The organism is Labrenzia sp. ATLA3 (assembly GCF_057180185.1).
Genome location: NZ_JBXUKV010000011.1, coordinates 99,298 through 114,774, shown reverse-complemented (window position 1 = coordinate 114,774; position 15,477 = coordinate 99,298). Strand labels below are relative to the sequence as shown.

The following is a 15,477-nucleotide window of genomic DNA, read 5'->3' as shown; positions in this document are numbered from 1 at the left end:
CCCTATTTGTTGTCCGCGCCCGGCACGGTTAAGACGCAAAGATAGCGCGGACTAGACGCGCTGAGTTTCTCGCCGGTGCGGGCTTCGTTAAAATCGGCGTCAGCCGGATCGGGGCTTGTGGTGGCGCGGTAGACGCGCTCCTCGATGTGCAGGCTGAGGGACAAGTCGGTGCGATCGGCCATCGAATTTGGCAGGGTGAAATGCCCACTCCATTCCATTGTAAGGGCTTCTGTCTTTTCAGGAGACTTCGTGGGGGCAAGGCGTTGTTGCAGGGTTATCTCAAGCGCGCCGGTTTTGGTGTTGCGGCCGATCAGGTGGACATGCATCCGTGTGGCGGAAGCGGCATCATGCGCAAGTTTTACGCGAATTTTTTCCTCGGACAGTTCTTGCGGGTTGACGAAGGCAGCCTCGTCTTGCGGATCTGAGGTGGCGGGACCCGAGATCGTTACGCTCAGGCGGGTTTTGTCGGCGCCGTCGCGGCTACGGGTGACCTTTGATAACCGGCGGGGCATGACCTGGCACTCAAAGGGTTGGGCGGGGAAGGAGAGTTGCAGGTCGCGCGGGGCGTGTTTCTGATAACGCACCGCTCCGAGGCGCACGAAGGGCGACACCATAACAGCAGCATCCAGCGCTACGTCGACATACCATTGTTCACGGTCGATGTCGAAGCGCGGCGTGTAGCAAATCAGGTCAACGTTTGGGTAGCGCTGGCCGCGCACGTCTGAGGAGTCCTTTGTAGGCTCATTCCGGCCCTTTTTTTCCACCGTGTCCTCGGCAACAGGGATGGGCATTTTCACATTGGGCACGAAATTGGCGTGATCGATAAGCGGGACAAGCGTGTTCCGCTGCTTATCGTATTGGAAATCCGCGAAAATTTCGCAGGGTATGACCCAGTCCATCCAGCCGTCCTTGGAGACACCTTCGATCGGGTCAGACCCCCAGCGGGAAAAGAATGGCGCGGCGTCTTTCATATATTGGTCGCGGAAGTGATTGAGCTTCATCATGTCCTCAGAGGTTAAATCTGGGCCGCTGTCGGCGATGCTGGGGCGGGGGAAGGTCAACGTAGATTTGTATGCGTTTGGCTTCCAGAAATTCCTCGACAGGATGTACTTGAGCAGGGATTCGTAGCTTTCGCCAGACACCCTTGGCCAGAGCACGATGCCAAGTTTCTCGCCCTCGCCCGAGGACCACCACGGGCGTTCCAGCCAAAGGCGCGTCTTTGTAATGCGGCGGGAGCTGGCGGTTTGGGTTGCGCCGTTCAATTGGGTGGTCACTTCTCCTTCGACTGGGTGGGCCTCGGCGGCGGGTTTTGGCGCGGCGGGGCGTTCAGAGGCGGGTAGCCATACGGTGTGGGCAAATCCAGTTTCGTTGACGTACACGGTCTGCTTGTTCTCGTCCGTTACGGGAGGCAGAACCTTGAAGCGACCGTTTTCGCGACTCACCGGCACCGGCGGTCTGAAGAGCTTGCCTGAGACATAACCGCGGCGCAGGAAGGCGGTGCTGTGGCGGCTGACCGATCGGAAGTTCAGCGCGATCTTGCGGGCCTTGGTGTCCACAAAGAGCGGGGTGATCTCGGCCTCGATCGGGTTCTCGCCCAGCTTGGCATTTTCCGGCTGCTTGGGGCGGGGGCCAAAAAGAGCGTGCAGGGAGATTAGCCCAGTCGGGTTATCAGCGCTGGTGTCGTCGGGGATCTTTCGCATCCGCGCCCAAAGGGCTTCGGATTTCAGCGGCGCGGCAGTGCCATCCTCGTTGAGGCGGAAGCCATAGACCTCATCGGCACTCATCCATTTTTCACTGTTTGGGCGTCGCGGGAACACGCCATCTCGCCGTTGTTCGCGGGAACGGCTTCGAGAGATGTCGTCAAAGGCAGCGCCGTCGGGCGCCGCGGCGAAGGCCTCGATTTCCAACGAACCTGTGGTGGGCAGGTGAAGCTGTAGGTAGCCTCCGACATCCGCCTCGGTTGCGCGGGGCACGGCGTTCATTAACTCACCGGGTTTGTGATACCAGCCGTCCGGCAAGTGCGCGGGCGAGTCCAACACATCGGCACCCATGGGTGAGTCGTCTTCAAACTCACTGGGCGTGTCGAGCGCGCGGCGCAAGTAAATCGGATTGCTCTCGTCTTGGATTAGAACGGGTTTTGGGGCCTCAAGCGGCTTTTCAACTGCGTAGGTTATCGCGATGGTGCGGGTCTTGGACAGTTCCGGTAGCGGGCGCTTGCATAGGTAGCCGTGCAGCTTGCGAGCCTGTGCCTCCAGTTCCGCCTGCGATGGAGCAGGGCGGCCCAGCAGACCGCAGGCGTCTTCCTCTGGAACGCAGGTGGCCTTGTCCAGTGTCGATATTGTGTCTGTCAATTCGGACCAAAAGGCGAGCGCTTCGGTGTTAGGGGCCGCCCAGCAATCCAGATCAAGAGTTTCACCGGGAGGCACGGTGACGTTGACGACTCGACAGTCAATTTCGTCGATCTTCTTAGTGGTGGCCGTGTCGGTTATAGTGGCGGTTTCGCCGTGCGCGACGCGCAGCACAATCGGTACTACATCGGGGTAATCTGCCGCCTGCACAAAGGGCACTATTGCGTGGGCTAGGCCAGCTTCGCCGGGGCGGTCGCTGTCCCGGCGAAGGCGCAACACAAGCCCGTTGGCCATCGGGTCAGGGTAAAACGGCGTTGTGCGCTTCTGTTGTTGCCAGCGGCGACGACGGAAAACCCCGTCACCGGACGGCGTGGAGGCCTGCCCACCTGAGGGGCGGCCATCATTGACCCATTTTATGTGCTTGGGAAGCCAATCACTTTTACCGTCCGAGGTTTGTGCGCTCACGAAGGCGCGCCGCCCGTCCTCAGCGGTGCGAGATCCCATGGCGAGAACAGGAACGCCTCCCCATGCGGCGTCAAAGGCCAAGTCGCGCAGGCCTTCGCGTGGACGGCGGACGCGGGCCCTTGTTTGTGGCTCGGTGAGAGACTGAATCACGTCGCTTACGCTCTCGACCCGTTTTGCCTTGGCGGGTGTCTGGAAGATTGCCGGAGATTGAGTATCAAACACGCCATGTTTCTCGGCAAAGTCGAGATCGACAACGGGGGGCAGAATGACGCGTTCCACTACCGCCTTGGTTGGAGCCGTGTCCTCGGCAAAGCTACGCAATATGATGGTGCCGGTGGTGTCCATTGGGAAGGGGTGGCGGCGGATGTCTGGAAGCTGGTTCTTGACGTTCTCTGCTTCGTATTCCGGTAGGAGAACCGCAACCGGGGCGATAGCTTCGGATCGCAGGTGGCGGCGGCCTTGCCGGGTGCGGTCGGTGGATACGGCATCAGCAGCACGCGGCACCATGGCATCACGGTTGCCGTCAAAGCTGGCCCCCGCGTCCTTGGGTGTCACACCCCCGCCGCCGAGGTAGCTGGCGGCGAAACCAACGCGCAGTGGCATGCCGAATCGAAGGGGAATGGTAAGATCATCTAGACTGGTGCCGACAGAGTTCTTTTTCGGCAGCGACACCTTACGCCACATGTTGAAATCCTTCAGCGGGTGGATTTTAAATCCTTCTTGCAACATGCCGGTCTCGACACCCGCCGGGTCGCCTTGATAAGTGAATTCCTCCTCTGCAAAGACGGTGCCCCTGACCGGAGTTTCCGGGTCTCTCGGATCCTTGAGCTTGGTTTCGCGCCCGCCGGCCTGATCGATGGTGAGCTGTAAGCGAGAGAGTTCCCCTCCGGGGGCTAGCTTCTGCATTTCCCGCTGTATCCAATGGGTGTCCCAGTCGAAGCGATTGCGGCTATCTGGGTCCAGGCTGGAGTACTTGACCTTTTTCCGGCTGAGTGCGAACCAGATGCGTCTGGCGCTGCCATTCGAGCCCTGCACAACCATCGCCGCGTATGGCACGCGGCCGGTCATCAGGTCGTCGGCATCCAGAAAGGTCTCGTCATTGGGCAAGTCTTCGGCGGCTTCGGCGAAGCCTTCGCGGTGCGACATCTGCCGGGCGGCGGCGAAATTGACCACCGAAAAGCCGCCGGAGCGCAAGAGCGAGGGGGAAAGTTGGTAGCCCTCAGGATTACCGCTTTCCCATTCGGGTTCATTGGCTGCACGACGCACGGCGCGGGTCATCATCCGGTCGGCGCGGCTTTCAAATTCCTGCGTAGCAACGCGGATGTCGGTGGAGACCAGTTCGTAAGCTGGCCGCCCATCCGGTCCGCAGGCGCCCAGCATCAGGAGACCGTCCCTCTGACTGAGCAGGCCAGAGCAGTTGCGGCCAGAGAGGCACAGGAAAAATTCCTCGCGGGTGGCGGGAAGGAAATGAGTGATCACGCCATTTGCGTTAATCTTGATCTTGGCTAGCGACCATCGGAAATGCTCGGTGTGAGCGTCTTCAGTTTGTATCCCCTTCTTTGCGAGCGCGTCGTTCGGCGTCACGCGCAGGAAGACAAACCGTTCTGACCCCTTGCCCAACTTTGCACCGAGATCGGTCCACCCTGCGCTGGTGATCTGGCAGTCAACGAAGGTGCGGAAGAGACGACCAAGGTCTGGAATTTGGTCTAGACCAAAGAGGCGGTTGGCGGGCAGCTGTTTCTTCCACTTGTCACGGGTTTTGGTGGCGTGTTCCTCCTGCATCTCCTCAGGCGGTTTCGTGGACTCTGGGCTTTCCAGTTTGGCAAGCTCGTCTTCGTGAATGGCGCGGGCAACCATCAATCGGGCGCGCAGTTTCAGGAGCTGTGTATAGATAGAGGGCAGCTCTGCCGCCACGAATTCGGACGCACAACCCGTGGCCTTAATCTTGTCCTCGATCACCTTGCAGCAGGTGGCGATGTCGCCTTCGCAGAGCTTTTCGGCAGCAACCCGTGCATTGGCGCAGTCGTCTTTGAGGGCGTCGAGCGCGATCTTTACGGCGGTTTCGGTCTTGTTGCGGGTGACTGCGGTGTTGGTGAGCGGATCGCCTTCGCCGGCGGGGATGGTGTTTTCCGGCGCGCCAGGACTAGCCTCTTCGTCCTCGCCAAAGTTCAGCGTCTGGCTGTAGAGATCACGGAACGCCGAGAAGTCCGCGTTATTCAGGAATTCGTTCGTGGCGGTCAGTGCATCCTCAAAAATCTGGCGGCTAACATCGTCCTGGTCGCCTTCCATCAGCCGCTGGGTTTCGCGGGCGCGGGCGATTTTTGTTAGAAGCGCGATGTCGCCTTCTCCACCGGAGATGCAGACGCCGGTGCCCGACTGTGATTCTTCCAATAGCGTTACTTCGGGCCTCAGGGGTGGCAAGTTTGTGAAGAATTCGTCAAAGCCGTTTTTTGGCTCTGCTGGCATAACTTCCTGCCAAAGACGGTCGGTGCGGTCGAGGTTGCTGTCCTCGCCAAAAAGGCGGGCGAGGGGGACGGTTACCCTTTTCCAGTCGACGCCGTTCTTTTGCACCTGTGCGGGGGTGACCTTGCCCGTCTTGCATGTAAGCGGAGCGATCAGGAATTCCAACCGCAGATTATCCGTCGTTTCTTCGACCTTACTGGGCCAGGAAGCGAGCGCCAGCGCGCCGTCATGAAAGCGTTCCGGCTGTCGAGTTACCTTTGCAGGCCGGACCGGACGTAGGGCTAGAGTGAGGCGTGGGCGACCGTTGTGGGTGCCGTTGGCAACAACGCGCACAAGCGCGTTCACGGTGTTTGCAGCCCGCGGGGTTTGGGTCGTTGTGCTGTGGGTTACCATGATCAATACCCCACTGGCCGGAGGTCCGTGAAATAAGACGTCCACTCTTTGTAGTCCTGGTCGGCGCGTTTGGTGTCGACCTTGACTTCCGCGATCTCGGGCCAATGTTGGTTTAGAAAGTCCTTCATGTCATTGCTGGTGGAAGCAAAGCGAACCGGGCCACCTTGCCAGAGCGCGGCGGATTGTTCCGCGCCGGTTCCGTTGAATCCCTTGCCTTCCTTCTTAAACAGGATCACCGAAAACTTGACCTTGGCGAAGCTGATGGAGAAGGAGAAGGTGAAAACGGCGGAGCCAGTCATGTCGCCTGCGCGATCCATGCCCATGGTTACCATGAGGCTGGCAGATACCCCGAAAATGCCGATCTTGCCGGAGCCGCCAACAAAGAAATCACCGGAGATTTCGGTCACGCTGCCGGCCTTACGGATGAATATTCCGACGCTGACGCGGCCCTGCAGGGTCAAAGGGCCATAGGCCACGGCGCCGCCGCCATTTACGTTGAAGCTCGCGTCGAAGGACACGATCCGACGACCATCTGAAACGAGGCCGAAATGGCCGCCTCCTCCCCAAATACCCGCGATGATGATGAAGGGGCTGTGGCGGCTTGAGAGGGAAGCGCCGAACTCTGCCTTCTTGGGTTCGAAAGGCAGGCGCGCGTAAGCGTTGAGCCCGACGTTCATGAAAGTCACGCCGCCAAGATTGATACCGGGAATGTTGATGCCATACCCCGCCTCGATTCCCAGCATGGCGCGCGCAGGGCGGATGAAGGCACCGCCGGAACTGGCGGTGAGGGATTCGGCCAGTTGCTGCACAAACTCAAGCTGCGGGCCTATTTCGTAGTTGAGAAAATCCAGATCGAATGTCGGGTTGGAGCCCGAAGTCCAGCCCATTCGGGCGGCGGAGAAATGCAGGGTGATCGCGTCAAAACTACCTAGAAGCTTGATACTGAAGGGCGACATAACCGCGTTGGCCGCGGCGGTGATGCGCGGCGGTTTGAGATTCCCCAGGTCGATCTCGGCCAAGTCCACGGTAGTGCGCGAACTCAGCGTGAAGACGCCGTTGCCCACCGGTTCGAAAATGCCCTTGAAGGACTGAACCGGCAACTTGAAATCCATCGTCGTGGTGGCACGGGTTGGGATTAGTTTGCGAACCTCTCTTTCAACGAGATCGCGGACGTGATCAAAGCTGACTATTCGGCTAATGTCGGCGCGAAGGATTTCCTGCACTGTTTCGACAAAGGTCCGCACGATGATCGCACCGGAAGGTTGCCCGCCTTTTTCGAAATGGTTAAAAATTTGGCGCAGTGCCGCTAGCTTTTTGGCTCCGGCGGCGTCGGGTGCGTTGAGCAGCGTGGTCCAGACGGCTTCCTGGTGCAGCAGATCCTGCGGATTTTCGGCGCTCGCGACTAGCAGCTTTTTTTTCTGGTCAGCTTCCTTAACCGGATCCTCGGGCGTGTTTTGAAGTGCGATTAAAAGGTGGGCGGGCACGATACCGTCCCCTTTGGCACCTAGACCGAGGTACTTCGTAATTTTTTCAATCCTTTCCGCGAGAGTATTCGTCAGAAAAGATTGCAGGATCTCGTTGCGTTCGTCCTGCAGCGCCGTCAGCGCCCTCTCCAGATCGCCGATTGTGTTGCCTGGAAAAACTGCGCTTGCGGCCCAAGCCAGCGCGCTTTCGGCGGCCTCTCCGGCGGCGTGCTGAACAGCGGCGATCATCCGGATAGACTCGGCAGCAGCGGCTTCGCGAAGGTTGTCCCCTAGTTGTCGGGCTTCGACACTAGTAGCTTCGCTGACGCCATGCAGGGTTCGTTGGAACGTTTCCAGGAGGGTGTTTTTGGACTTTAGCAGCTCCGCGCGCTTTTCACTGACCTTCTTCAACTTGTCTTGGTCATGGGCAGCGGCGGCATATTCATTAACGGCGTCCTCAAACGCTTTGGCCTTGGATTTTAGATCGGTGCGCGCATTGTCCAGGGCATCAAATAGAGGTTGGTCCTCTAGCCTGTTGAGCGCAGCCCTGAGGTGACCGTGCAAAAGCGCTACTGGGGGATATTGCGCAGCGGCGGCATCAAGCGCTTCGCGCACCTCGCGCATATTGCGTAGGAAGGCAGAACGGTATTGAAGCAAGCTTTGCTGGGTGCCTTGGGTGGGCCCAGCCAGTGAATCGGTGACGGCTTGTGCAAGGTCTTTAAGTTCAGTTTCGATCTGGGCCAATACATCGTCGATCACCTTTTGGGCCGCCGTCAACAGGTCAGCCTGCAATTTGGTAAGGGCTTTTGCCAGATCCTGCTTCTGTGCCTTTATGGCAGACTCCAACTCGCCTTGAAGCGCCTCATCCAGGAGCCCGAAGGCATCAAGTACTCGTTTCAACTGACGAGCGACGTCGGAGCCGATCTGAGGCCAGACGTCCAGAAGGGCCATGATTTCTGCACGCGGGATACCGTTGAGCGTGTCTTGCAGAATAGACTGGATTTGCTGCGGCGTCGTGGCGGACTGAATTGCTGTCCGCGCTGTGTTTATGGCGGCTTCGGCCGAATTGGCCTTGGCGTCGAAGGCGTCATACACCACGATACCGCGAGCAAAGCTATTTGCGGTCTGGCGCAGGGCGTTCAGGGTTGTCTGGCCCAGTTCGGTCAGGACCGGTTGCTGCTCTCCTTCGCCGATCTTTTTTGCTTCTGCTGCAAAAGCGCTTTGCGCCATCAGGACATTGGCAGCGCAGTCGCAAATCGGGACAAAGGCAGCGTGGCCGTCCTCGGCGGTGACGTTGCGCGTAGTGCCGTCAAGTCTTGCAATGGCATCGGAGAGCTTTTGTTCGAAATCTGATTTTGCCTCGGCCACTTCGCCTGCGACGGCTTCGATCTCGACAACGGCGGAGTGTACATCGGTCAGGAAGGTATCGGTCACGCCGCCGGTTACTGGCCGAGTTGCAAAGGCGATGGAGCGGGTGTGCAACAGGGCCGTTTCATAGACGTCCAGAATGGTGATTGCGATCTTTTTGGCGGGATCAAGCGCCACTGACGCGGTCTCTGCAATCGCCGCGTTCACGCGGTTGGTGTAGGTGCCCTGTAGGAACATCTTATCCACGAGGCGTAAGGCGGCTAGGGTATGTTCCAGCTGCTCCAGAGGCTCAGAGGCGCCACCAATAGCCTCAACGGCTTCCACGATCTGGTTTGCATCCGCGATCGCGCGGTCAACGTCGATGCCGAAGAAGCTGTTGGCGAGGCGGCGGAGGATTTCAGGCAGTTGATCCCGCAAGGCCTGCTCCGTTCTCTTAAGCGCGTCGGCTTGGCGTTCCAATCGGGCGACGACCTCGGTGGCGTCGTTTTCCGCCTTAGCCTTTTCCGCCTTTAAAGCTTCCCGTGCGGTTTCCAGATCCTGCACGAGGTCTTCTATGGCCTTCTTAAGGTCCTGATAGTTCTGCAACTCGGCCTTGATCGCCCGCCAGAGCGGGTCAGCAAGGTCCTTGCCGAGCTTTTCGAGTTCGATCAGTAGCAGCAAGTTGCCGTTGCCGTCGCGCCGCAGGGCTTGGTCAATGTGGTCCTGTGGAGCCCAGGATTGGATGGCTTTTGGCAAGTCTTCGATCCGACAGACGCCGTCAGCGTTCGCTGTCGGGATGATGCTCGTTATGCTAGTAGCAATGAAACTGTCGGCGGTGACAATGATCTCGGTGTTCAGGTCGTCGTAGATCTCCCCCTCGGGCAATCCGAGTGGTGCCATTTCCCGCACAGTGGCCTGAATTTCGGGGAGCACCTCGGCGACGATTTGGCTAAGTTCTTCATAGGCTATGCAAATGGCTTTGTCCGCAAGCTGCTTGAGATTGCCCAACAACTCAACCAGGCTTCTGAACTGCTCCTGAATCTTCTCAAACTCCGCAAGTTCGGAGGCGAAGAGGCGTTGTAGTTCGAGTTTGAGGGGAGAGACCGGGTCGCTGGCGACCTTGTCGATGGCCTTCATAAGCGCCTTACCTGCAGCGGGTAGTTCCGGCAGGAGAGCCACAGCGGCGGATTGATCCTCGGTGATGCGCAGACGGTTGATTGCGCTTCGTAAACGAGCAATTGCGCTGCCGAGATCGGGATAAACGCGGGCGATCTCGAGAGATTTGCTCCCAATATCGAGCGCAGCCTCTTCGAAGGCCCGCTGCAATTCTTCCAGTGCCTCTTCGAGCGGGACCAGCAGGGATCTTGCAAAGGCGACCGCGTCGTCAATGGCACCGCTGGCGAAGTCCAGAGTTTCGCGCACCTGAGGCACGTTATCTTCAAGACTCATAAGCGCGAATTTGATGATCTCAGTCAGCTTGAAGACACCGAGGAACTTGGCGTTGCTGTCGCCAAGTATGCGGTCAAGTATCTGAGTCAGTGCATCGGTGCCGGTGATCTGGTTCTCTGGAAGAGCTAAGGCAGCGGTCCTTAACGACCGGTTGTCCACATTAGATTTGAGGTTCTTAAAGAAATCAGGAAGGTAGTTGTTCGGGAAATTTAACGCGGCAATCTTCAGAGGCTGGGCTTCCATGTTGGTTTTTAGCTTCTGGAGAAAAGCAGGGGGGTGATTGCTCGGGAGATCTAAAGTGGCGCTTTTCTGGGGCCGGGCTTCCACATTGGTTTTGAGCTTTTGGCCGAAAGCTGGGGGGCGGTACAGATGGTCGGGCTTGACCCAACCGGTTTCGGTGCGTTTTACCGTGACCGGACCTTCGCGGCGTGCCAGAATGCGCACCCGACCGCTTGGACGCCCGATCGCGCCAACCCGGTCGCCCTTGTTCTTAACGTCCATGTCCACGCTGGAGAGTACGCCCATAAGCGCCTTGACCCCGTCATTCCCACCTATAGTTTCATCGGGGTCCTTCAGGCCGTTGACAATGAAGTCAGCATCATGTGCTGAAAGTGCGACTTGACCGCGGCGTTCGCCAACGAGGCGAGCGAGGCGGTCAAGTCGGATCGTTGCCACCTGCATGAAGGGATAAAAAGGTGGTTGGTCATCCGATCTTAAGAGCGGCCCAAAGATGTAATTCTCCCGTTGGCCGAGATATTTTTTCCTTTCATCACGCAGCTTTCCAGATAACCCAAACCCGTTGCCCCCGGCGCGGCCTTCTGCACCTATGGCCCAGCCTAGCGTTTCATAGGTGCAGTCTCCCTCGCTGACCTCCGGACCGTAGCGGCGCTTGGTGCCGTAGTGTAGAGCAACACGCGGGGAAGCGGGATCAAGCTCTGGCGCGATGTAGTCGTCGTTGAACGCGAGTCCGATGTCACGATCATTGTAGTAATCCACGAGCGTGGCGATGCTTTCGGGCTCGTTCGCGGCGACGTTGTCTACAAAGATCAACGGCATGGAAATCTTGCGACCACGCCCGTCAATCAGGAACTCGAAACGGAAGTTGGCGACTTCGCTTGGCGAGGTGCGAGGCCAGAAGACGAGCCCACGACCGTTTGGGCCGAGCGACAGGCGTCCGTTTGGGTTTTCTCTAACAGCGTTTTGGTCGCCGCCTTCTATGTTTGGCGCCCCTTCCAGCGGGTCCACCAGATCGGGAGTCTCTGTGGTCAAAAGTTCCAACCGGTCACAGGGCCAACCCCGTCCTTCGTCCGGTTGGCCATACCAGCGTGTCTTGATTGGTTGGGACACGCTGATGAAAAAGCGCTGCACTGGAACGGCGGTGGGGCCGCGTCCTGGCACAATTTCGTCATAGACTCGATCGGTGACCTTGATCAGTGCCGCGCGGTTGCCAAAGGGGAATAGATAGCCGCGGTATACTAATTCGACCTTGGCATCGCGACCCACAATCGCGCGGTGACGCCAGCGTTCCAGTGAACGTGCTTGGTAAAGGGACTTCGCGTCGACCCGACGAGGCGAGACAGGTGGTTCAAAGGACGTGTCCAGATTGATGGTTCCGCCCGGTGCCATGAGGCGCAATTCGCTGAAATCAAGTGGTTTTGGACGATATATTCCGCTGAGATCTCGGCGGATGACTGAACCATCCTCAAGTGTGATCTCGGTGGTTTCCAGATCGTGAAGCTGATAGTTTTCCGGAGGATCAAAGGCGCTGGCATCCTTACGAATTTCAAATGTTTTGTCCTTGCGCCCCACAGCTACCGGGAGTCCGGGAACAGAACTTTGCCAGACGATTTGATCACGGTCATAGGCATCCATCGATGCGCGGAAGCGGGGGGCTAAACCGTCAGGACCAACCTCGGGCTGCACCAATTCAATCTCACCGTCCCTGCGCAGCACCTGAGGCAGGTTCCAAGGCGCCAATGCGCCGCGCGGCGGCGGGTTGTAAACGGCGTTGAAGAGGCGAAATTTAGTTTTAAGATCCGTGGTTATCTCTCCGTTAAGCCGTGTATAGTGCGCCTCGTCGAGCAGCGCGGTTTCCCCAATCAAAGTTTCAGGACGGAAATCATTGGACCAGACCGCGCGCAACAACGGATTTTCGAAATGTTTGGAGAGGCTGACGTTGAAAATCGGATAGACGGCTGGCGTAGTCTCGTCTTCGGCAAGTTCGCGGTCTTCTTCTTTGGCCTTCTGTATCTGGTAATCGTGTGACAGTGGGTGCGGTAGACGAAGCGTGGCGTCCTGTGCCGTGGAAAGCTGTAAGCGGAAGGGCATTTCGATGGCGGTTTCAAAGGAAGTTGGCGCTACGGCAGCGGCGCTATATACCTCGGCCATATGTTCGCCAGAGGTCTTGCCTGGTTTGGAGCGGATGCCCTGATACCGCAGCTCAGCCTGGTCATCAGCGATACGACGTAGGCTACCGTCTTCCATGACCGGTTCGCGCAATACCCTTGCGCGGCGGGTGACTGCCTGGTCCATGCGGTTCCATAGCAGGAGGCGGGCCAGGGACAGCGGTGCGCGTTCGACGCCGGCCTCCTCCGGGGTCCAATCCCATCTGAACGCCAGTCTGGAGCGCCCGGAAAAGCGGGCGCGGGAGATCACCTCATAGGGGTCGCGGGATTGGCCGGTGGGGTCAGTGAATTTTGTGAGCATCGCGGAGTATTGTGCACGGACGATGTTCAAGGGGTGTTGCTCCGCCCAGCGGGAGGAGATGAATTCCCGGACCTCGTCGAAGCCGTCGTCGTCAAGCTGCTGGCGCAGCGCATTGCGGGGATGCAGCAGTTCCTCGCGCCAGAGGGTGCGGAAGGCGGCGTAGTCCACGCCGAGCTGTTCCTTGAGCCCGGTCATTTCGGCTTGGACGTCGCGTGCCTGCTCGTAGTCAAGCTGATCGGGCTCTTTGCCAAAGAGCGCTCTAGCGATAGTAATTAGGGCGTCTTTAGCCTTTGGGTCCGGTCGGTAGCTGGCATTGTCTCCGAATTTGGGCCAGCCTTCGATCCGGGAGAGCCGCTCCTTGAAAGCGGCGGTTAACTGCGCCGTTTCGGAGGTTCCAACCATGTCCCACGCGATCTTGGCGGCGTCTGGGTCGCAATCTGTGAGGCCGATATAAACACTTTGATCCTGAGGCAGCTTTTGGGTTTGGGGTGCTGGAAATCGGCTCGAGAAGTCCAGCATCTTGTTAAGACTGTCGGCCAGTCGATCGGCAACGACCTTCTCTTCGTCACCAAGTTCAGGCAAGTTGGCGAACTGCGTAATCCATTCTGCTGCCAGGTTTTTGATTTGCTCTCTGGTTGAGCGCTTGTCGGAGCGAGAGCCGACTTTTAGCTTTGAAAACAGCGGTGTGGGATCTTGAATACTGGAGGTGTCAGCCGTTTTCTCGCGCAGGAACTTGAGGATTTCCGCCCAATCCGGATCCGGTGGGTTGATGGCACGATTGCGCAGACGCAGATAGGCCTGCTCAGCCACGTGTTGCGGCGGGAACTCGGCAACCAGAACAGCCTCACGCGGGGTATCAAACGGCGTTTCTGCCTCCTCCGGCAGATCTACCGTGCGAAGGATTTCAAATCGCTCATTGGCGTCATTCCATTGGGTTCGTAAATTAGCAAATCGGAAATCTAGCACTAGGAAGTCGCGGGCGCGGCGGGTCGATAGAACAGAACCGTCCAGAGGTACGTTCAGCGTCGGGCCGTCGAGACTGATCACGCCATGGTAGCTTTGCTCGAATGCGGAAACGCCGGGAGTGTCGAGGCCTTCGAGAATAAAAAGCGGGCGGCGAGGGCTTTTGTCTGACGCTACTAGGCCGAGAAGCCCTTGGTGATCCGCATCTTCCAGCCAGATCGGTAGTCGGCTTAAATCGGCGCGCCAGACAAAGTTAGACAAGGTTTTTGAGCCGCTGCTATCACTAACAATTGCCCTCAGGCGGGTTGGACGTTTTGCTTCGGAAGCCGCGTCGGCTGCACCGAAACGAGCTGTAGGAATGGGCGCCTTCGAGGGCATGAAGCCGGGCAGGCGGGCGAGGTCATCTGCCGCGGCGCCGGTGTCGCCGGCATTTTCGTGAACACGCAGGGCGGTCGGTGCGTCGATGATCAGGACATGGTTGGTTGCGCTACCCTGGTCTGGGACCAGCTCGATCCGACGCGCATCTTCGGGTATTCCGGTGGTGTCGGCTGAATTGTCAGTGATTTGCGTCGGGAGTAAGTCAACGGTGGCATAGGTCTCGTTTGTGGTGCCGACACGCGCGGTAAAGTCTCCACTCAACACCACGCGTGTTTGGCGTTGCGGAAGACGTTTGTCTTCGAATGTTTTTTCCACCGTTTCGCAGCGGAAAATCACTGAAGTGCTTTCTGGGTCTTCCGAGATCAGCGAGAATTCCGTGCCCTCATTCTGGATTGATCGGTAGGTGCCGCCATTAATATTTGCCCCATCAATCGTGAACAGGAATTGCGGCTGTTCGGCGGTTATTTTTTGCCAATGAAAGCTGACTCGCTCAAAGGAGAACAGATTGGCGAAGGTGGAGAAGCGCTTTGTTCCTCCAATCGACAGCGGCTCCAGCGTCCATGTTGCCAATGCCGGTGCGATCACACCGTCAACAGAGGGTGAGTCGTCCGTCTTCCATGAGAACTTGGCAGACACCTTGTCATTCTCCGTGCCAAGCAAGAACGGAAGGCCGGTTATACGCTCAAGCGTTCCGGTGGTCCGTTTGTTGCCGAGTACAAGATGGAAGCTCGCGGGGCCGGGTTTGATGAACTGGGTCAAAGGAGTTGTGCGCGATGTGTAACCTCCAATTTCAAAGAACTTGATAGCGTAGTCTTGTCCTGCATTGGTTGTGCGCCAGATGTTGGTTTGGAAACTGGCGCACCAATGGCCACCTTTGCTTTCGCCGTTGAGATTTTTGAAACTCAAATCAAACGAATAGGCGATATCTCGGCTACCCTTAAAAGTGTTGCCCTGATTGTGCCGGAAAGCTTCTGCGCCGCGCGCTATAATCGTGAGTTTGGTGCGGTGGTCGATCTCGAAAACGCCAGCCCGATTCGGTATACCTGTTACCTCAAGTATAACATTGGAGCCATTGTCGCCCTGCTCACTAAGGGCGACACCAAAGCTTTCGGGCACCAGTGCGATTTTGAGTGGAGCGGGCGCTGTGGTGTCCTCCGTGTTCATGTGCGGTGACACCGGGGCGGAGAGAATGATCTCTAGTCGTGTTATTGCTCCGTTGGCACGGGCAACGTTTAGTCGGAGGTCGGTGAACTCGGCGGGGTCAATTGATGTACTGGCTAAGGCTGGCGTCACGACCGTCGCAGCGGATGAGGCCAAAAAAGTCCTACGTGTAATCTGGAGTGTAGACTCGTCGTCTTTCATCAAAAACTCCTAACCGAAACAAAGAGTTGAGAGTTGAAAATACTCGAAGGCACTTGAGAGCTAGGTTGATTTACTGGGGGCGCTGCGACACAGGTCGCTTGAGCCACGCCAACCGAGGGACCAGTCGTCTCTAAATACAG

At 58.0% G+C, this 15,477-nt stretch carries 2 protein-coding genes; both read right to left on the bottom strand.

What is annotated here, in order from left to right; all coding sequences use genetic code 11:
* Window positions 1-2 precede the first annotated feature (2 nt).
* Complete coding sequence (locus tag AC2A6O_RS27030; RefSeq protein WP_498931784.1) at window positions 3-5,621, bottom strand: hypothetical protein; 5,619 nt, start codon at window positions 5,619-5,621, stop codon at window positions 3-5.
* Window positions 5,622-5,671: 50 nt separating this feature from the next.
* Entirely contained in the window at window positions 5,672-15,337 is a 9,666-nt protein-coding gene (locus tag AC2A6O_RS27025) for a hypothetical protein (RefSeq protein ID WP_498931782.1), read from the bottom strand.
* Window positions 15,338-15,477 lie beyond the last annotated feature (140 nt).